Origin of the sequence: Rubrobacter tropicus (genome assembly GCF_011492945.1) — a bacterium.
Classification (GTDB): domain Bacteria; phylum Actinomycetota; class Rubrobacteria; order Rubrobacterales; family Rubrobacteraceae; genus Rubrobacter_D; species Rubrobacter_D tropicus.
This window is the reverse complement of sequence record NZ_CP045119.1, coordinates 922,254-942,058: the sequence shown is the minus strand read 5'-3', so window position 1 is coordinate 942,058 and position 19,805 is coordinate 922,254. Positions and strand designations below refer to the sequence as shown.

Here is a 19,805-nt window from a genome sequence, read left to right as displayed (position 1 = left end):
GGGGAGGACGGTGGTCTTTTCGGGAGAGGGGCTGACGTGGAGAGAGCCGGCGGCGAGGGGATGTCCACCCCGATCCGGAGGGTGGTCGTTGCCAGCTTTATCGGGACGACCATCGAGTGGTACGACTACTTCATCTTCGCCACGGCCGCGGCGCTGTTCTTTCCGCAGGTCTTCTTCCCCGGCTTCGGCGACACGACGGGGACCATACTCTCCTACACGACCTTCGCCGTAGGCTTCGTGGCGCGGCCTCTGGGGGGTGTCGTCTTCGGCCACTACGGGGACAAGATCGGGCGCAAGACCATGCTTGTCACCACCCTCATGATCATGGGTATAGCAACCTTCCTGGTCGGCGTGCTTCCCGGCTACGACGCGATAGGCATCGCGGCACCCATCCTGCTGGTCCTGCTGCGCGTCCTCCAGGGCATCGGTCTCGGCGGCGAGTGGGGCGGGGCGGTCCTGATGGCCGTGGAGCACTCCCCGGACGACCAGCGCGGCCTGAACGGGAGCTGGCCGCAGATGGGCGTTCCGGCCGGCCTCGTGCTCGGCACGGGCGTCTTCGCCGCAGTCAACGCGGTCTCGGGCGACGCGGCGTGGGCCTGGCGCGTGCCCTTCCTCCTGAGCGCCATCCTTATAGTCGTGGGGCTCTTTATCCGTCTCTCGATCTACGAGAGCCCCGCGTTCTCCAGGGTGCGCGAGTCAGGCACGGAGGCGAGGATGCCGATCGTGGACGTGCTGCGCACCTACCCGAAGAACGTGCTCCTCGGCGTGGGCTCCCGCATCGGCATCGACGCGGCCTTCTACATCCTCGCCGTCTACACCCTGACCCACGTCACCGCGAACCTCGGGCTCGCCCAGGGCATAGGCCTCGCAGCCATCACCATCGCGGCGCTGCTCGAAATTTTCACCATCCCGGCGTTCGCCTCGCTCTCCGACCGCGTCGGCCGCAGGCCGCTCCTCATCGGCGGCGCGGCGTTCATGGGCGTGTGGACCTTCGCGCTCTTCGCCCTCCTCAACACCCGCTCCACGGTCCTGATAGTCGTGGCGGTGGTCGTCGGCCTCGCCGTCGGGCACGCGGCTGTCTACGGCACCCAGGCCAGCTTCTACGCGGAGCTCTTCGGGACGCGCGTGCGCTACTCCGGGGCTTCTTTTAGCTACCAGATCTCCGGCATCTTCGGCGGCGCCCTCGCCCCGATAATCGCCGCCACGCTCTTCCCCATAGGCGGCACGACCTTGATCTCCACCTACATCGCGGCCCTCTGCGCTTTGAGCGTCCTCTGCTACTTCCTCGCCGAGGAGACGTCCCAAAAGGACATCTACGCCGACGAACCCGAAGAGCGCGAGCTCGTCTCCGAACAACGAGGATGATGTTTTGAGCGAGACCCGCCTCGGCGTCGACGTGGGAGGCACCTTCACCGACCTGGTCGCCCTCTCGGAAGGAAGGCTGGTAACGGCGAAAGTCCCATCCACGCCCGCCGACCAGTCGGAGGGCGTGATGAACGCCATAAACGCCGCCGGGATAGGGGCGAACTCCGTCGGCGCTTTAGCCCACGGCATGACCGTGGCGACGAACGCCCTGCTCGAACGCCGGGGGGCCCGCACGGCCCTCGTCACCACCGAGGGCTTCAGGGACGTGCTGGAGATCGCGCGCCAGAACCGCGCGTCCCTCTACGACCTAGCCCGGGACCGCCCGCCGCCGCTGGTGCCGCGCGACCTCCGCTTTACCGTGAAGGAACGGATGGGGCCGGAGGGCGAGATCGAACCGCTCGACGAAGAGAGCCTGAAGGCCGCGGTCGCGGCCCTCAAGGCCTCCGATGTCGAGGCCGTCGCCGTCTGCCTGCTCTTCGGCTTCTCCCACCCCGAACACGAGCGCGGGGTGGGAGAAGCCCTGCGGGAGGCCCTGCCGGGCGTGCACGTCTCGCTCTCGTGCGAGGTGCTGCCCGAGTTCAGGGAGTACGAGCGGTTCTCGACGACCGCCGCCGACGCGTACCTGGGTCCCAGGCTCGCGGCGTACCTGAACAACCTGGCGGACAAGGCCGGCGGGGCGGGCGTTCCTGCGCCGCTCATCATGCAATCCTCGGGCGGGGTCGTGCCGGTCGAGGACGCGGCCGCGGACGCGGCGGGGTGCGTGCTCTCCGGGCCTGCCGGGGGCGTGGTCGGGGCGGCCCACGTCGGGGCTCTGGGCGGGTACGAGGATCTGCTCACGTTCGACATGGGCGGCACTTCGACCGACGTCGCGCCGATCATCGCCGGCGAGGCGCAGACCACGACCGAGACGGTGGTCGCGGGCGTTCCGATAAAACTGCCCATGGTGGACGTCCACACGGTCAGCGCCGGTGGGGGCTCCGTCGCCTGGGCCGACGCGGGCGGCGCCTTGCGCGTCGGCCCCCACTCGGCGGGCGCCGAGCCCGGCCCCGCGGGTTACGGCAAGGGCGGCGAGGAGCCGGCCGTCACGGACGCGAACCTGTTCTTGGGGTACCTCAAGGATGGGGCTGAGCTTGGGGGCGAGGTGGTGCTGGACCGCGGGCTCTCGGAGGGGGCCCTGGGCTCGCTCGGCGGAAACCTCGGCCTGGACGCCGAGGAGACGGCGCTCGGCATCGTGCGGGTTGCCAACGCGGAGATGGTGCGAGCCCTGCGCGTCATAAGCGTCGAGCGGGGCCTCGACCCCAGGGAGTTCGCCCTGCTCGCCTTCGGCGGGGCCGGCGGGATGCACGCCTGCGCGCTCGCCGAGGAGCTGGGCATAAAGACCGTCGTCGTCCCCCGCGCCGGCGGCGTCCTCAGCGCTTTAGGCCTCGCCATAAGCGACCTTCGCCGCGACTACGTGCGCCCCTACCTGGTTCCGCTGGACGAAGTAGACCGGAAGGAGTTCGAGGGCAGGTACGGGGAGATGGAGAAGTTCGCCGCGGGGGATCTCGGCACCCCGAGCCTCCAACGCCGCGCCGACCTGCGCTACAGGGGCCAGTCTTTCGAGCTGACCGTGGAGGCGGATTCTTTGGAGGAGTTGGAGGGCGGGTTCCACGCGGCGCACGAGGGACGCTACGGCTACAGGATGGAGGACGAGGCGGTCGAGCTCGTCAACCTGCGCCTGGTGGCGACCGTCCCGGTCGAGAAGCCCCCGATGGAGGAACCGGAACCCTCGGGCGAGGCAACGGCCTTACGCCGGGAGGCGAACTTCGACGGGGAGTGGCTTGAGGTTCCGGTCCTGAAGCGCGAACGGATGGGCAAGGGTTCCGAAGTAGAAGGCCCGGCCATAGTCGAGTTCAGGGAGTCGACGTGCGTCGTGCGGCCGGGCTGGGGGGGTACCGTGGACGGCGTGGGCAACCTGGTCCTGGAGAGGGAAGATGGGTAGGGAGAAGTTGGACCCGGTAACGCTCTCGGTGCTCGCGAGCGCGCTCTCGGGGGTGGCCGAGGAGATGGGGGCGGTCCTGATCCGGGGCGCCTACTCCTCGAACATAAAGGAGAGAAGGGACTGCTCCACGGCCCTCTTCGACGCGCACGGAAACATGGTGGCCCAGGCCGAGCACATCCCCGTCCACCTCGGCGCCATGCCGGAGGCGGTCAGAGCCGTCATGGCCCGCGACCCGAAGCCGGGCGACGTCTTCGCCATAAACGACCCCTACTCGGGCGGGACGCACCTGCCCGACATAACCCTCGTCTCCCCCGTCTCTTTCGACGGCGGCATCGTCGGCTACGCCGTGACCAGGGCGCACCACTCGGACGTCGGCGGGATGCGGCCCGGCTCGATGCCGAGCGACTCGCGGGAGATCTTTCAAGAGGGCATCATCATCCCCCCCGTCCGCCTGGTAGAGGACGGGGAGTACGTCCCCGACGTCCTCGACCTCCTCCTCGCCAACGTACGCACCCCGGGCCTGAGACGCGGGGACCTGCGGGCCCAGATCGCCGCGAACAACGTGGCGGACGAACGGGTCAACGAGCTTATAGAACGCCGCGGCAAGGACGTCGTCCTCGCCGCCTTCGAGGAGGTGGTCCTGTACGCCGAGAAACGCTCCCGGGAAGCCATCCGCGGGCTTCCCGACGGCGTACACGCCGCCGAAGACTTCATGGAAGGCGACGGCTCGACAGATGAGGACATCCCAATAAAGGCATCCGTCAGGATAGAAGGCGACACGATGACCGTGGATTTTTCGGGGACCGCGGATCAGGTCAGGGGCAACATCAACTGCCCGCTGCCGGTGACCCGCTCGGCCTGCTTTTTCGCCCTGCGCGTCCTGCTGCCGAAGGACATCCCCGCCAACGCCGGCACCTACGTCCCGCTCTCTATAAAGGCCCCCGAAGGCAGCCTCGTGAACGCCGCGTACCCGGCGGCCGTGGTCGCCGGCAACGTCGAGACCTCCAACCGGATCGCGGACACCGTGCTCGCAGCCCTCTCCGGTTTCGCGCCCGGTAGGATACCGGCCCAGGGCCAGGGCACCATGAACAACACGATCATCGGCGGCGTCCGCGGCAACTGGACCTACTACGAGACGATAGGCGGCGGCCAGGGCGCCTCCTCCCGCGGGCCCGGACCATCCGGCGTCCACGTCGGCATGTCCAACACCCTCAACACCCCCATCGAGGCCTTCGAGCTCGAGTATCCGATGCGCGTGACACGCTACGAGATCCTCCACGACTCAGGCGGCGCGGGCCGACACCGCGGCGGCGACGGCGTCGTCCGCTCCATAAAAGTCCTCGAACCGGCCAGCCTCTCCCTTTTGACGGACCGCCGCCGCCACGCCCCGAGGGGCACCGAAGGCGGCGGACCCGGCAACGTCGGCCGGAACCTCCTGAACGGCGAGGAGCTGCCGCCGAAGACGAGCCGGGAGCTCGAAGAGGGAGACGTCGTAACCGTGGAGACGCCGGGCGGCGGCGGGTACGGGAGTGCGGCCAGCACGCGTTAACTGCTAACCTCTGCCGGTGGCAAGTCAACAACCCGAGAACGACGAGGAGCACAAAATGGGCGGCGTAGTAGAGGAAATCTTCGTCACCGGCGAGGGCAGCGCGGCGATGGAGAGCGTGGCGGAAATAGAGACCGTCAAAGGGTGCGGCATCAAGGGCGACCGCTACTGCGAGGGGACGGGGTTCTGGACGCAGTACGGGGACGTGTGCCAGGTCACCCTCATCGAGGGCGAGCACCTCGACGAGATCGAGGCCCGGGGCATCGCCATAAAGTCGGGCCAACACCGCCGCAACATAGTAACCCGCGGCGTCGCGCTTCTGAACCTGCGGGGCAAGAGGTTCCGCGTCGGCGAAGTCGTCCTCGAGTACGACAGATCAAGACCCCCCTGCAAACACGTCCAGGACCTGAGCGAGCGGGGCATGACCCGGGCCCTGAAGAACCGCGGCGGCATCTGCGCCAGGGTAATAGAGGCCGGTCCCATCCGGCCCGGGGACAACATAGAAGAAGCGTAGGAGGGAGAAAGCTCTCAGCTGTCAGCTAGATCAAAAAAGTTGAAGACTGAGAGCGGAGGCGGAGCCGGAGCGGGCTGATAGCCGACGGCGCGGGTTGCGGGGCGATGCCCCGCAACCCGCTTCAGGAACAGCGGGGGGCCGGGTCTGGCGGCGTGCAGCCGCTGCCCGGCACGGGGTTCTCCTGGTAGAACCACGAGTCGAACCAGATGCGCCGCATCAGGTCGTCCTGGTCTATGGGATAGGTGGTCGCCAGCGGCAGGAAGAAGATGGTGAAGGCGAGGGCGCAGACCGCGAAGAGGACCACGACCCATGGCCCGAAGCGCCCGCCGTGCCAGATCCTCACGAGCCAGTACGTCAGCGCCAGCAGGGCGAAGGCGTACATCGGCAGGTAGTTGTAGATGTACGGGATGCGGGTGCCCGGTATCCACGGCAGCAACAGAAGAACGTAACCGAGAAGGATCGGGATCAGGGGCTCGTCGAGGGAGAGCTTTCTGGTGATCGCCTGTCGCGCGAGCTCGAAGAGGCCGGCCGCGACGGCGAGCGTGCTGCTCCACCACACGAAGGGGTTGCCTATGGCGAGCATGACCCGGAGTTGCGCGTCGGCGTCGACCAGGTACTCGTACCGGATCGGGCGCAGCATTATGGGCCAGCTCCACCACGGGGATCCCCACAGGTGGGGGATCGCGGCCGTCACCTTATCGAACGCCTCCAGATGCCACGCCCAGACCTCGACCCACGCCTGGATGGGGTTCGGCGTGACGATGATCAGCCTCTCCACGTAAACGAAGACGAAGTACATGGCCACCGAGACCCACAGATTCGCCACGAAGTATTTGAGGAGCCCCTTGCGCCAGAGCACGTAGCCGGCCGGGATCGCGACCGGAAAGGCGGCCCATTTGGTGCTAACGGCGAGCCCGAGCAGGACGGCCGGCCAGATCGCCTGCCCCGGCCTCCGGGCCCAAAGCGCCGCGAGAAACGTGGCCACCACGAAAAAGACCAGAAAGATGTCCATGACCCCGGTCCGGGAGTGGACTATAAGGATGGTCTCCCCGGCGAAGAGGACGACCAGCAGCAGCGCGGCCACCCGCTCCCTGAAGAGGTACCAGCCGACGGCGCCGGCGAGGGCTATCAGGACGATGCCGAAGATCGCCGGCATCAGGCGCCACGCGAAGGGGGTGTTTCCGAAGGGGGCTATGCTCGCGGCGATGATGAACTTGCCCAGGGGCGGGTGGAGGTCGAAGAACTCGACGCCGCGCAGGTACTTGTCGGCCATGACGGGGAAGTAGATCTCGTCCCACATCTTCTGCGGCGGGAAGCTCAGGTTCCACACCCTCCCCCACACCCCGACCGCCAGCGCCACGACGGCCGTCGCGAGAACGGCCCCGAACGCCCACGGATTCTCGCTGCGCAACATGGACTTCATGAAGGCCACGTTACCCTTTTTCGCGAACGTTTGTAAAGGGCCCGGCCCCGAAGCCGGCCCGGCCCCGCAAGACCATCCGCCGCCCGGCCAGAATGGCGACGAGCGCCACGAGCGCGAGAACTCCGGAGAAGAGCCAGGCCGTCCCGTACCCCGCCGCCTCGACCACGAGGCCGAAAAGTATCGGTCCGACCGCCGCCCCGCCCGAGGCCCCGGTTTGCGTAACGCCCGTCGCCGCGGCCGGCGCGCCCGGGTTGCTCTTCACGACGGCGAAGTTGAAGAGCCCCGGCCAACCCCACCCGGCGGCGAACGCGAGCAGGACGCCGGGCACCACGAGCGCCGCCGACCCCGTCGAGAGCATCACGAACCCGGCCACGCCAGCCCCGAGCATCCCCGCCACGAGCAGCAGCCTCCCCCCGCCCATCCCATCCGCGAGACGCCCGAAGAGCACCCGAACGACGATGCTGGCCGCGCTCCCGAGCGCCAGCAGGAGGCCCGCGGTGCCAACCCGAAGTCCTGTTTCGACCGACGACTCGACGACGAAGGCCCCCAAAGGGGTCGCGGCGGCCGAGCCGAGCCCTATTCCGACGGCCAGCAAGACCAGCGGCCCCATCGGCGCGTCCGAAGTGCGGGCCTCTGCTACTTTCCGGACGCCGCCGATACGTTCCTTCGGGACGAGAAGCGCGACGCCAACCGCGAGCAGGGCGCCGCCGGCGAAGGCCCAGCGCCAGCCGAAGGTCAGGGCTATACCGGGGACCGCGAGGCCGGCGAGCAGGGTCGCAGCCGGGATGGCGGCCTGCTTGATGCCGAACGAGTACCCCTGCCTTCCCTCCGGCACCTGCCTGGCGAGCGAAAGGTGCGTCGCAGGGTGCGTCATGGCGTTCGAGAGCCCGCCGAACATCAGGCAAACCACCAGCCCGGTCCAGGACCCGGCGAACAGGGCCACGCACGACAGGGAGGCCGCGCTCCCTACGACGGCCAGCCGCATCCCGCGGTGCGCCCCGATCCTCTCGACCACCCGGCCCATCACTACCGAAGCCGTGGACGACGTGACGAAGAACAGGGCCACCGCGAGTCCCAGGGCGGCCGACCCGAAGCCCATCTCGCCCCGCACCTGGACCGCGAGCCCGCCCGTCAGAAATGCCGGCAACACCCCCGCGGTCGCGACGGCCACGGCGAGCAAGACGGGCCTGTAATCCAGAGGCTTTTCTTCCGGAGGGCCCGCAGGAGGAGCGATACCCGAACCCGTCGCGTCGCGATGCATCGGACGATCATAGCACGCGTCCCGACATGCCCCAGCGTCGCACTACCCGCGCGGTGGACGCCCCGGCTTGTGCTTACCGCTTGGAATGATGAGGCCGACCGAGGCGAAGATGAGAACCGCCGAGGCGGCGGCGGTCGGGGCGAAACCGGCCCCCGAGACCAGGGCGCCGAGCAGGAGCGGCCCCAGGCCGGCGCCGGCGTCGAAGCCCACGTTCCAGAGGGTGCTTACCATCCCGTACTCCTCCCGCTCCACGCGCCCGACGAGCACGGACATCACGGCGTTCTGAAACACCCCGAACCCGAAGCCGTTGATGGTCGCCCCGAGCAGCAGGAGGGTCGCGTTTCCGCTGAAGCCGATAAAGACCATGCCGACGCCGTTCAGCGCGAGGCTCGGGACCAGCAGCCGTTGCGCCCCGAACCGGTCGCTGAACCGTCCGGCCCAGAGCCTGGCCACGGACTGGGTCACACCCCAGGCGAGCAGGGCCGCGGCCGCCGACCCGACGCCCGACCCCGGCGCGACGAGCGGGAGAAACGTCACGAGCACCCCGGTCGCGAGCGTCGTCGAGAGGAACGCGAGGAAAGGCCGCAGGAGCTCCCCGCGGGCCAGACCGGCCAGAAAACCGGCCGCGTCCCCCGGCGGCCGGGCCGTCCTTACCCTGGCCGCCAGGACGCAGCCGGCGCCGACCGGCGCCGCGAGGGCGCCCACCAAAAAGACCGCCCCGAAAGAGACGTTCTCTGCCGTCCAGACGCCGAGGGGCAGCCCGAAGACGGCCGGCAGCGTCGAGGCGAGGCCGTAGAGCCCGATCCCCTCCCCCCTCCTCCCGGCCGGCACGACCTCGGCCACCAGCGCCGCGAACGCCACCGTAACGATCCCGAAGCCCACCCCGCGCGGCAGCGTGACCAGAAGCGCGGCCGATGGGGAGGAGATCCAGAGGTAAACAACTCCCGGCGCGCCGAGCAACAGGAGCCCGGCCACCAGCGCGGGCCCGTAGCCGATCCGGGCGAGCAGCCGCGGGGTGCGGAGTTGGGCCAGGACCGTCGCGAGCATAAAGACGGTCGTCGAGAGCCCAGCCAGAAAGTCCCCGCCTCCCAACTTCGCCGCGAAGACCGGGAGGACAGGAAGCAGCAGGTTGACGTTCAAGAACGCCACGAAAGCGGCGATGAGAACGAGCGTCAGGGACCGCGTGAGCAGCGGACCTGCGGACGCCGCGGTGCCTATCCCGGCACCCCGCCCGCGCCCGACGCCAGCCCCGTCAGCCGGGACATGGCCTCCCTCGTCGCGGGATACAGCGAGCGGTATACCTCGTAGTGCTCGCCGTAGACCTCGGCCCGCCCGGGGTCGGGCTCGGTGACCTCCTCGCGCAGGCTGACGACGCCCGCGGCCTCCCCGACGTCCCCGTACGTCCCGGCCGCCACCCCGGCCAACAGCGCCGCGCCGTATGCGGGTCCCTCGTCGGCGGCGGTGCGCCGAATGGGCTCACCGTAGACGTCGGCCTGGAGTTCGCGCCACAACGCGCTTCTCGCCCCGCCGCCCGTCGCCCGCACGTCCTCGACGGGGACGCCGAGCCCGCGCATGATCTCCAACCCCTCCCGCAACGAGAAGGCGACGCCCTCCATCACGGCCCGCGTCATGTGCGGGATCCCGTGCCTCGCCGTGAGGCCGAAGAAGGACCCCCTCGCCCCCGGGTCCAGGTGCGGCGTCCGCTCTCCCGAGAGGTAGGGCAAAAAGACGAGCCCCTCCGAGCCCGGCGGCACCTCGGAGGCAGCCCCGACGAGGTCTTCGAAGTCGCCGCCCACGACGTCGCGCCACCAGGAGAGCGATCCGCCGGCCGAGAGCGTTACGGCCATGAGGTGGTAGGCCCCCGGGACGGCGTGGCAGAAGGCGTGCAGCCGGCCCGACGGGTCCGGGTTGAACTCCTCCGAGTGGGCGAAGAGCACACCGCTAGTCCCGACCGAGGAGCTGACCAGGCCGGGGGCCACGATCCCGGTGCCGACGGCGGCCGCCGCGTTGTCGCCACCGCCCGCGGCGACCGGGACGCCGGCGGGCAGACCGAGCTCTTCCGCCGCCTCCGCGCGCAACGCTCCCGTGCCCTCGGGACCTTCGTAGGCACCCGGCATCCAGCCGTGTGGAATTTCGAGGGCGTCCAGGATCTCCTCTGACCAGCGGCGTTCTTTCACGTCGAGAAAGAGCGTCCCGGAGGCGTCGGAGACGTCGGTGGCGTACTCCCCGGTGAGCCGCAGCCTCACGTAGTCCTTCGGCAAGAGGACGCGGGCCACGCGGGCGTAGTTCTCGGGCTCCTCCTCCCCGAGCCAGAGCACCTTCGGGGCCTGGAAGCCGGTGAGGGCGGGGTTGCCCGCGATCTGGATCAGGCGCTCCGCCCCAACCGCCTGTGTTATCTCCGCGCACTGCCTCCCGGTCCGCTGGTCGTTCCACAGCAAGGCCGGACGAATGACCGCGTCGGCGGAGTCGAGAAAGACCGAACCGTGCATCTGTCCGGTAAGACCGATGCCGGAGACGTCCCCCCCGACCTCGCCTGCCACCCGCCCGAGCGCCGTCTTCGCCCCCTCCCACCAGTCCGCGGGGTTCTGCTCCGTCCAGCCGGGCCTGGGGCTGTGCAGCGGGTACTCGGAAGAGGCTTCGGCGACCACGTTCCCCGCCTCGTCCACGGCGACGGCCCGCGCCCCGCCGGTCCCGACGTCGAGCCCCACGTGGACGCTCACGTCCGCGTCCCGCCTCGGCCCTCGCGGGCCTCCTTGCGGCGCCGCACGACCTCGGCCTCGTAGCCGTCGTCCATCCCGAGCGCCGCGTAGACGGCCCTCTGCCCGGCCAGGGCGTCGGCACCGGCGCGGGCTTCGCGCAAGGCGGCGCGGTCGATCTTCTGCGCCAGATCCCAGATGAATTCCCACTGAAGTATCGCCCGCCTCACAGCGGCCACCTGGTCTTCGGTGTAGGGGTAGAGGTCGAAGCCGAGGATCTCGCCCTCGGTCCCGTAGCCCACGTCCTGAAGGGTCTGGGCGAGCTCCAGGGTCTGCATGAAGAAGTTGGTGCCGACCACGTTGTCGTCGTCGAAGGTGCCCCAGCCGTCGTTGCCGTGCTGGTGGCCGAGCTTGTGCTCGGACGCGAGAAGGTCCGCGTACTCGGCAAGGTTCTCGCCGTTCATTATGAGGTGCTGCCAGTCCATGTTGACCAAAAGGTTACGGGTGTCGACGCCGAGGGCGTTCACCTTCTGGATCGTGAAGAGCGTCATCCCGATGTTCTGCATCAGGATCTTCATGGCGGGCTCTGAGTTCTTGTGCTCCAAAAAGACCTTCACGTCCCTCTCGTTGGCGTGGTCGACTACCTCGGCCACGCCCTCGACGAACCGCCGCCAGGTCTCCGCATACGGCCTCTGGAACGTGTAGTTGTACCCTTCGGCGCCGGGCCAGATAATGAAGTTCGCCCCCGCCTCGCCGCACAGGTCGACACCCCGCTTCAGGGCGTCTATACCCTGCCTTCGCACCTTGTCGTCCGGGTTCACGAAGGCGCCCTTGCCGTAGGTGGGGTCGGGATGGAGGCCGGCGGCGACCACGGGCAGGCCCATCCCATGCTCCTTGAGGATTCCCTGTATCTCCGCGAGGTTCTCCTCGTTGACCTCGCCCGGGTAATGGTATTCGAGGCCTTCGAGCAGGTCGGAGAGGCCCTCGCATACCCTCCGGGTCTTGTCCGTCATCGGCTCGTCGGCGACCTCGTTGTGGTAGCCGGGCGGGACGAACCGCGTCACGGCCGGCCCGAAGGCCCAGACGCCCACGGAGTTCTCGATCATGCCTCTCCTCCTCTGTCTGCGTTCCACCGCTGACGAATCATAGCCGGGTCCGACGCCCCGGGCCGACCTGGAGCGGTTTTCGGGAGCAATTGCTCCCGAAAACCGCGCCGTCAGCGATCAGCCCGCTTCGGCTTCGCTCTCAGCCTTCAGCTTTTTTGTCCCTGGCTGAAAGCTGACGGCTGATAGCTGATAGCTTTGCAAAGAGGTTTCGACCTCTTTGCAGACCACCCTAACCGGCGTCTCCCAGCCGCAGGTGAAGCTTCCGCGCCCTCGTCCCGTCGAAACGCATCCCGGCACCTCCCGCAACGGGCCTGACGTCCAGGGTTTCCTCGTCCACCCGGGCCCCGGCGACGGCCTCCCCGTAGACGAGCAGCTCGATCTCCCCCGGCGCCGCCCCGGTCTCGACGGTGAGGAGGTCCCCCTCGCGCCGGTAGGAGACGGCGAGGGTTGGCTCCTGCTCGTCGTGGATCCCGTAAGAGCCTTCCCATTCGGGGGCGTAGATCTCGACGGTCAACGGATCGCAGGGACGCTCGTCCACGTACTGCATCGCCGGGCCGTGCGGGACGACGGCGCCGGCGCGGGCGTAGAGCGGGAGCGTGTCGAGCGGGGCATCGACCTCCATCCACCGTCCGCCTTCTAGTACCTCTTTGGTCCAGTAGTCAACCCAGCGGCCGTGGGGCAGGTAGACGAGACGACGGTCCCTCTCGTCCAGAATCGGCGCGACCAGGAGGCCGCGTCCGAACATGTACTGGTCTTCTATGCCGTGCGTGGTCGGGTCGTCTCCGAAGTCGAGGAAGAGCGGGCGGAGCATCGGCATTCCGCTATGCCCGCACTCGACGGCCTCGCTCCAGACGTAGGGCATCAGGCGGTAGCGAAGCTCGTCGTAGAAGCGGAAGATACGCTCGGCCTTCTCGCCGTAGGCCCACGGTTCGCGCGGCGGGGCGCCGTGGCAGCGGACGTGCGAGGAGAAGAACCCGAGTTGGGCCCACCGGACGTAGAGCTCAGGGCTAGGCAGCCCCGAGAAACCGCCGACGTCGTGGCTGTAGAACGGGAAGCCCGTCAGGCCGAAGGAGAGGGCCGAGCGCAGGACGCAGGCCAGGTCCTCGAAACGGGCTATGCCGTCGCCGGACCAGTGGAGGGGGTAACGCTGGGACCCGGCCCACGCGGAGCGGCCCCAGATCACACCCCGCCCCTCGCCCCACGCATCCTCGGTCGCCTCGAAGACGGCCCTGTTGTACAAGAGCGGGAAGAGGTTGTGCATCGACTCGCCCGCGGCGCCGGCGTACACCGCGTCCGGCGGCGCACCCTCCCCGAAGTCCGCCTTTATGCACGCGACCCCCATCCCGAAGAGGTCCCCGAACTTGCCCTTCACCCACTCGACGGCCCCCGGGCTCGAGTAGTCTATGAAACCCGCGTCTTCCATGAAACCAGAAAAAACGTACGGATGTCCGTTTTCACGTTTGGCGAGGAAGCCCTTCTCTTTTCCTTCGTGAAACATGTCCGATCCGACCACCATGTTGGGCCACTGCCAGAGGCAGACGCGGAAGCCCTTCTCGCGGAGCCCGTCCAGCATCCCCTTCGGGTCGGGGAACTTCTCCTTGCCGAAGCGCAGGTCGCACTCCCAGTCGTGTTCGAACCAGTCGGTGTCTATGTGGATCAGGTCGCAGGGGATGCGGTGCTCCCTTAGCTCTTCGGCCACGTTCTCGACCTGCTCCTGGCGGTTGTACGAGATACGGCCCATCCACAGGCCGAACGTCCACTTCGGCGGCACGGCGGGGCGGCCGGTGATCGCGTGGTAACGGGGCAGTATCTCCTTCGCGGTGGGGCCGTAGACAAAGTAGAAGTCGAGGAACCTCGCGTCCTCGACGGTGGCCGAGAGGGCTGTATGGTCCAGCTCGCCCACCCGGAGGTCCAGGGCGTTGGAGGTGTTGAGGTAGAGGCCGTAGCCGCGGCTGCTCAGGAAGAACGGCGCCTGCTTGTAGGAGGCGGGAGCGGCGTTCGAGAAGACCTCCTGCAGCCACAGGCGCTGGCGGGTGCCGCGCTTGTCCAGCGGGCCGTAGCCCTCGCCGAAGCCGTAGACGCGCTCGTCGTGGCGAAGGTCCGTGGAGAAAAAAGCGCGCTTACGTTCGCCCTCGCGGGCCACGCCGAGCGGGTAGGCGTAGCGGTGGTAGAAGATCCAACGCTGCTCCGTCGGGTTCCACTGGTCCTCCGGACGGCGGAACGGCTCGATGTCCACGGCGCGGGTCGACCAGACCACATCGCCTTCGGGGCCCAGGATCGTCACCTGGAAGGGCTCGCGGGCGACGACCACCCGCAAGGCGCCGGTCTCGATGTCCAGGGAGGACGAGGTCTCCTCGACCGTGAGGTCCACTTTCTCATCGAACCGCCCGACGACCATGGGGGTCCGGTTCTCCGGCACTTCGGGACCCGGCGCGTAGCGCAGGCGGACTATCTCGGGGGTGCAGAAGTCGAGGCGCAAGGTGGACGGCTCGCCGGCGGTTGGCTCCCTGAAGGTGGTCTCGCAGACGGTACCGTAGTAGTCGTGGAGGTACGGTTCGTAGCGGTTGGTGGCGCACCGGAGCAGAACGGCGCCCTCTTCCACCTCGAACGACTCAAGCCTGGCGGCGAACTCGACCGGCACGCTCTCGCCCAGGAAAGCTGGCAACTCGCGGGTTATCTCCATCTGGTCCCTTCCGTAAAGGTCGTTGAAATTCGTCAGCCCGGCAGGAGGCGCATCCCGGCCCGGTCCGCCGCCCTTCGAAACGCGGCCTCGTCCGGTCCTTCGTGGCGGTCGGGCCGCTCCGGTCCCGTCTTGGGGGCGCCCAGTTCCCTGAAAAACGCTTCGAGACCGGCGGGCGAGACGACGCCTATGCCCCGCGAAGTGGTCGTCCCCGTGTTCGTGAAGCTGTGCGGCACGCCGCGCGGGAAGAAGACGACGTCGCCGGGGAAGACCGCGCGTCTCTCGTCGCCGATCGTTACCGTGACTTCGCCTTCGAGCAGGATCAGGGTCTCGTCCTCGCGCGTGTGGACGTGGGGCTGCGGGGCGCCGCCGCCTGGGCCCGTGATCACCTCGAGCAGCAAGAACGCGCCGCCGGTGCGGACCCCGTCGAGCTTCAGGTCGATGACCTGATCCCCGACAAACCAGAGCGGCTCGACTTCGCCCCTCAAAAACCTCTGGAAGTCCGGGATCAAGGGGCCGGCCTCTCCAGCTCGGACGGGTCGAAGTACTCGCGCCAGTAGACGATCCTGCCGTCCCGAAGCTCGAAGATTATGGCGTCCTCGGCAACGTACGTCCCGCCGGCGCGCTTCTCCGTCCATGTCCATTCCACGGCGCCGGCGTCGTTGTCCAGGAGCACGCGGGTTACTTCGACCGTCACGCTTTCGGCGGCGTCGAAGAACCCCTCGGCAGCGGCCCGGATCTCCCCCGGCCCCCGCCACGTCCCACCGGGCGAGGTGAGCACGCCGTCGGGGGCGAAATCCGCGACGATGGCGTCGAGGTCGCCGGCCTCCCAGGCCCGCGCCTGCCGCTCGACCAGGGCGCGGGCCTCTTCGTTCACCACTACTCCTTCACCGCGCCGGCGGTAAGGCCGGCGACGACGTAGCGCTGGGCGACGAGGAAGACGGCCAGCGGCGGGAGCATGGCGAGGGTCGAGAACGCCATGACCGCGTTCCACTGGGTCACGTTCGACCCTATAAAGTTCCACAGGCCGGCCGTGACCGGACGCATCGACTCCTCCGTCGTCAGGGAGAGGGCGAAGACCAGGTCGCTCCACCCGAAGAGGAACGTGAAGACGGCCGCCGTGAAGAGGCCCGGGGTGGCGAGGGGCAGCACCACGCGCACGAAGGCGCCGAAAGGGGTGCAGCCGTCGATCTGGGCGGCCGCGGTCAGCTCGTTCGGGATGGCGAGAAAGAACGGACGGAGGACTATGATCGCGAACGGCAGGGCGAGGGCGGTGTTCGCGAGGATCAGGCCCGCGTAACTGTCGGTAAGGCCGATGCGGCTGAACATCACGAAAAAAGGAAGGGCGAGCATGATCGCGGGGAACATCAACGAGACGAGGCTTATGGAGAGAAGAAACGACTTGCCCCTGATCGGCAGCTTGGCGATTCCGTAGGAGGCCGGGGCCGCGAGGGCGAGCGTCAGGAAGGTGGTCCCGAAACCGAGGATCAGGCTGTTCACGAAGTAGCGCAGCACGCGCGGGTTCTCGAAGATGCGCGTCTGCCAGACCGTGAAATCCACGTTCGTCGGGATCAGCTTCGGCGGGTTGGCGAAGATCTCCGTCGCGGGCTTCACGGCCGTCGCGACCATCCAGTAGATCGGGAACAGGAACACGCACACCATCAGCAGGCTGACGACCGTGTAGATCCAGGACGCCTTCGAGACGGTCCGCGTGGTCATCAGCCGGCCTCCTCCCGTCGCACGAGCCACAGGTAGACGAGCGAGAACAGGAACAGGGCCACGAACATCAGGTTGAGTATGGCCGCGCCCTCGCCGAAGGTGAACTGCTCGAAGACCAGCTTGTAAGCCAGGGTCGGCAGGACCTCGGTCGAGCTGACGGGGCCGCCCCGGGTGGTCGCCCAGATCACGTCGAAGACCTTGAACGTGTAGATGAGCCCGAGGACGAGGGTGGCGAGCAGCGCCGGCCGCAGCAGCGGCAGCGTGACGTACCTGAACTTGGTGAGCCCGGTCGCCCCGTCCACGGCGGCGGCCTCGTAGAGTTCTTCGGGGATGCCCTGGAGCCCGGCGAGAAGCAGCACCAGGTTGAAGGGGATGCCGAGCCAGATGTTTATGAAGATCACGGCGGCAAGCGCCCTGTCCGGCTCGGTCAGCCAGAAGACGGGTTCTCCTATGACGCCTAAAGAGTCGAGCACCCAGTTTATTACGCCGGCCCGGCCGTCCAGGAGCCAGCGGAAGATGGCGCCGCTCACCACCACAGGTATGGTCCACGCGACCAGGTAGAGGCCCCGCATGGCCTTGTTGCCGGGGAAGGGCCGGTTGTAGAAGAGCGCGAGCGCGAACCCTATCCCAACCTGAAAGACGAGCGAGAAGACCGTGAAGAGCACGGAGTTCCAGAGCGCGCCCAGAAAGAGCGGGTTCTGGAGCATGGCCGCGTAGTTCTCGAAACCGACCCATGGGGCGCCAGGCCCGAGAAGGTTTATCGCCTTCATGTCCCTGAAGCTCATCTGGATGTTGAAAAGGATCGGGTACACCATGAACGCCACGAGGAACACGGCGGCAGGCAGGACGAACATGTAGTTCCCGAACCCGCGCGGGCGGAGCCGGCGCTTGGGACCCGCATCTGTGGTGGTCATTCCGCGCCCTCCCGGTCCTCGCCTAGCCTTCGAGGAGGGGTTTGATCTGCTCGCCGGCGTCCTGGGCGGCCTGTTCTGGCGAGGCCTCGCCGGTGAGCACCTTCTGGAACATCGTCCAGATCTGCTCGGAGATCTTCGGGTAGTTTGGCCCGTATGACCTGGGCCTCGCGACCTCTACCTGACCTATGAAGGTCTCTTTCTGGGGGTCGCTGGTCCAGGCCTCGTCGTCGGCCATGTCCTCGCGGTTGGGCAGGCCGATGGTCAGGAGCGGCTCTTTGACGTTCTTCGGCTCGGCCATCCACTTGATGACCTCCCACGCCGCCTCTGCGTTCTGCCCGTTGCCCGCGGCGAAGTTCTCGCCGCCCAGGATCGAGGCCTCCTCTACGTCACTGGGCCAGGGTGCCACGTCCCACGCGAACTTCGGCTTGTCCGCGTCGAGCGTGGGGAGTTGCCAGGGGCCGTTGATCATCATCGCCGCCTTCCCGGCGACGAACTGGTTGTACACGTCTGCCTGCCCGTAGCTCGTTATGGCCTTGGACGCGACGCCGCTGTCCACCAGATCCTTCCAGAACGTCAGCGCCCTGACGCTCGCCTCGTCCCCGATGGTCTGGACGTCCCCGCCGGCCTGCCACAGGAACGGCAGGAAGGTGAACGTGCCCTCCTCGGAGGCCGCGGCGGAGAAGAGGAAGCCCAGGGTGTCGCCCCGCGAGAGCTTCTCTCCCGCCGACCGCAGCTCTTCCCAGGTTTTGGGAGGGCCGCTTATTCCGGCCTGCTCGAGCAGGTCCTCGTTGTAGAAGAGCGCCGTCGCGTTGCTCTCGAAGGGAACGCCGTAGTTCTTGCCCTCGTACATGGTCGAGGCCATCGGCCCCTCGAAGTACTGGTCTGCGCCGGGCCAGTCGGCCATGAAGTCCGTCAGGTCCGCGAGGGCGCCCTGGTCGGCGAAGCTCTGGTGGTCGGGGTTGTCTATTATGACTATGTCGGGCACCTTGCCCGTTGCGGTGGCCTGGATCAGCTTCGGCTTCAAATCGGCGAAGCCGACGACGGTGCGCTCTATCTTTACGCCCGGGTTCTGGTTCATGTACTTCTTTATGGCCGCGTCGATGGCATTGCTGGTCTCGGGCAGATCGCTGTAGTAGTCCCACCACTTGAGCGTCGCGCCCCCGCCGCCACCGCCGCTCCCGCCGCCGCAACCGGCCGCGCCCAGCACGGCCGCGCCGGCCAACCCGGCGCCGGAGACCCTCAAAAAATCCCGCCGCGTTATGTTCCTGTTCATCTTCTCCTCCTGTCCGCCGGACTCCCTGCGCCCGTCCTCGTCCCCGACCTTCACGCCCCCAACCCCTACACGAGCCCTCTCTCGGTTGAGTTCATCTCCAGCACGGCCTCCACCTCTTCGAGACCTGCGCGCACGATCGCCGCTTCGGTCGTCGGCCGGAGATACTGCGGGTTCTTGAGCCCGGTCCCGGTTACGTGCACCACCGTCTCTTCGTCCTCGGAGATCAAACCCCCCGATACGGCCTTCGAGAGCCCCGCGAACGCCGCCGCCCCCGCGGGCTCTGCCACGATGCCGCCCCCCGAAGCGAGGGTCCCGATGGCTTCCAGCATCTCCCCGTCGGAGACCGTCACGAACCCCCCGCCCGTCTCCCGAGCGTCGCGCAACACGAGCGCCGCGCTGACCGGCGCCCCCACGGCTATGCCGTCGGCGACGGTCCGGGGCCTGACCGACCGGACGGGGGAGCCCGTCCTCCAAGCCCGCGCCAGCGGCTGGCAACCCTCGGCCTGGACCCCGACCACCCGGGGCAGCTTCTCCGTCGCGCCGCAGGCCACGAGCTCCCTGAAACCCTTGACCATCGCCGAGTAGGTCGGCCCATCCCCCACGGAGAGGATGATGGCGTCGGGCACCCTGCGCCCCAGTTGCTCCCAGATCTCGAACGCCACAGTCTTTTTGGCCTCGATGGTAAGCGGGTTAACCCCAGTGTTCCGGTCGTACCAGCCGAAGGCCTTTGCCGCCTCCCGCGAGAGCCGGAAAGCCGCCTCGTAGCCGTCCTCGACCTTTATCACGGCCGCCCCCGCGAGCAGCATGAGCCTGAGCTTCGTCTCGGAGACCTCGGCCGGCACGAAGATGACGGCCCGTACCCCGCACGCCGCCGCCCCCACCGAGAGCGAGACGGCAACGTTCCCGGTCGACGCGCAACTGACGGTCCCGACCCCGTTCCGCAAGGCCTGCTCGAGCACCAGCGCGGTCGCCCGGTCCTTGTTCGACCCCGTGGGCGTCCGCGTCTCGTCCTTGAACCACAGCCGCCCCATCCCCGTCACTTCCCTCAGCCGCGGCGACGCCACGAGGGGGGTGCCGCCGATCTGAAGCGGATACCGTACCTCCCCCTCCCCAACCGGCAACAACCGCCGGTACCGCCACATCCCTCCCCCCGAACACGCCCCCGGGCAACAACCCACGCTCGTAGTCGTAGCCCAACTCGACCTGCCCCGCCCCCCCGTCAGCGTCCCCCAGGACCAGCCGTCGATCTGCTCTACCGACCCGTCTACCCCCGTCAACGTCGCGGACGTGACCGTTCCCAAAGAACCCTCCCTTTGTTTTATTTTGG

Annotated in this window: 16 protein-coding genes; 4 read left to right on the top strand and 12 right to left on the bottom strand. The window is 68.1% G+C overall.

All coding sequences use genetic code 11. The features are described from left to right. The first annotated feature begins 36 nt into the window (after nucleotides 1-36). Genes GBA63_RS04430 through GBA63_RS04415 form a run of 4 tightly spaced genes read left to right on the top strand, consistent with a single transcriptional unit; the run spans nucleotide 37 to nucleotide 5,406 of the window. Nucleotides 37-1,365 carry an MFS transporter gene (locus GBA63_RS04430; protein WP_228282306.1) on the top strand — a complete coding sequence of 443 codons (1,329 nt, stop codon included), beginning with the start codon at nucleotides 37-39 and terminating at the stop codon, nucleotides 1,363-1,365. A gap of 4 nt (nucleotides 1,366-1,369) precedes the next feature. Further along, nucleotides 1,370-3,346 carry a hydantoinase/oxoprolinase family protein gene (locus tag GBA63_RS04425; RefSeq protein WP_166173827.1) on the top strand — a complete coding sequence of 659 codons (1,977 nt, stop codon included), beginning with the start codon at nucleotides 1,370-1,372 and terminating at the stop codon, nucleotides 3,344-3,346. Beyond that, nucleotides 3,339-4,895, top strand: a complete 1,557-nt coding sequence (locus GBA63_RS04420) for a hydantoinase B/oxoprolinase family protein (protein WP_166173825.1) — start codon at nucleotides 3,339-3,341, stop codon at nucleotides 4,893-4,895. Before GBA63_RS04425 ends, GBA63_RS04420 begins: the two co-directional genes overlap by 8 nt. Before the next feature lie 55 nt (nucleotides 4,896-4,950). Further along, entirely contained in the window at nucleotides 4,951-5,406 is a 456-nt protein-coding gene (locus GBA63_RS04415; RefSeq protein WP_166173823.1) for an MOSC domain-containing protein, read from the top strand. Between the two features lie 121 nt (nucleotides 5,407-5,527). On the opposite strand, the gene GBA63_RS04410 is transcribed toward GBA63_RS04415, so the two are convergent. From GBA63_RS04410 to thrC, 12 genes are all read right to left on the bottom strand, one after another. Then, a complete protein-coding gene (locus GBA63_RS04410) occupies nucleotides 5,528-6,829 on the bottom strand; it encodes a phospholipid carrier-dependent glycosyltransferase (protein WP_228282458.1) in 1,302 nt (433 codons plus the stop codon). A 10-nt stretch (nucleotides 6,830-6,839) separates the two neighbouring features. After that, complete coding sequence (locus GBA63_RS04405; protein WP_207957073.1) at nucleotides 6,840-8,090, bottom strand: MFS transporter; 1,251 nt, start codon at nucleotides 8,088-8,090, stop codon at nucleotides 6,840-6,842. A gap of 42 nt (nucleotides 8,091-8,132) precedes the next feature. Beyond that, nucleotides 8,133-9,251: an MFS transporter gene (locus tag GBA63_RS04400; protein WP_228282456.1), complete on the bottom strand. Its 1,119-nt coding sequence runs from the start codon at nucleotides 9,249-9,251 to the stop codon at nucleotides 8,133-8,135. Between the two features lie 53 nt (nucleotides 9,252-9,304). Beyond that, complete coding sequence (xylB, locus tag GBA63_RS04395) at nucleotides 9,305-10,810, bottom strand: xylulokinase (RefSeq protein ID WP_166173815.1); 1,506 nt, start codon at nucleotides 10,808-10,810, stop codon at nucleotides 9,305-9,307. After that, a complete protein-coding gene (locus GBA63_RS04390; protein WP_166173813.1) occupies nucleotides 10,807-11,892 on the bottom strand; it encodes a TIM barrel protein in 1,086 nt (361 codons plus the stop codon). The genes xylB and GBA63_RS04390 overlap by 4 nt, the downstream gene beginning before the upstream one ends. A gap of 229 nt (nucleotides 11,893-12,121) precedes the next feature. Beyond that, nucleotides 12,122-14,575, bottom strand: coding sequence for a glycoside hydrolase family 31 protein (locus GBA63_RS04385; protein WP_166173811.1), 2,454 nt, complete (start codon nucleotides 14,573-14,575; stop codon nucleotides 12,122-12,124). Between the two features lie 32 nt (nucleotides 14,576-14,607). Next, nucleotides 14,608-15,084, bottom strand: coding sequence for a cupin domain-containing protein (locus tag GBA63_RS04380; RefSeq protein ID WP_166173809.1), 477 nt, complete (start codon nucleotides 15,082-15,084; stop codon nucleotides 14,608-14,610). Then, on the bottom strand, nucleotides 15,081-15,449 hold the full coding sequence (locus GBA63_RS04375; RefSeq protein WP_166173807.1) for a nuclear transport factor 2 family protein: 369 nt from the start codon (nucleotides 15,447-15,449) through the stop codon (nucleotides 15,081-15,083). Before GBA63_RS04375 ends, GBA63_RS04380 begins: the two co-directional genes overlap by 4 nt. 2 nt (nucleotides 15,450-15,451) lie before the next feature. Next, nucleotides 15,452-16,291, bottom strand: a complete 840-nt coding sequence (locus tag GBA63_RS04370) for a carbohydrate ABC transporter permease (protein WP_166173805.1) — start codon at nucleotides 16,289-16,291, stop codon at nucleotides 15,452-15,454. Next, on the bottom strand, nucleotides 16,291-17,205 hold the full coding sequence (locus GBA63_RS04365; protein ID WP_166173803.1) for a carbohydrate ABC transporter permease: 915 nt from the start codon (nucleotides 17,203-17,205) through the stop codon (nucleotides 16,291-16,293). Before GBA63_RS04365 ends, GBA63_RS04370 begins: the two co-directional genes overlap by 1 nt. 22 nt (nucleotides 17,206-17,227) lie before the next feature. After that, complete coding sequence (locus GBA63_RS04360) at nucleotides 17,228-18,532, bottom strand: ABC transporter substrate-binding protein (protein WP_166173801.1); 1,305 nt, start codon at nucleotides 18,530-18,532, stop codon at nucleotides 17,228-17,230. Between the two features lie 11 nt (nucleotides 18,533-18,543). After that, nucleotides 18,544-19,779 carry a threonine synthase gene (thrC, locus tag GBA63_RS04355; RefSeq protein ID WP_166173799.1) on the bottom strand — a complete coding sequence of 412 codons (1,236 nt, stop codon included), beginning with the start codon at nucleotides 19,777-19,779 and terminating at the stop codon, nucleotides 18,544-18,546. Nucleotides 19,780-19,805 lie beyond the last annotated feature (26 nt).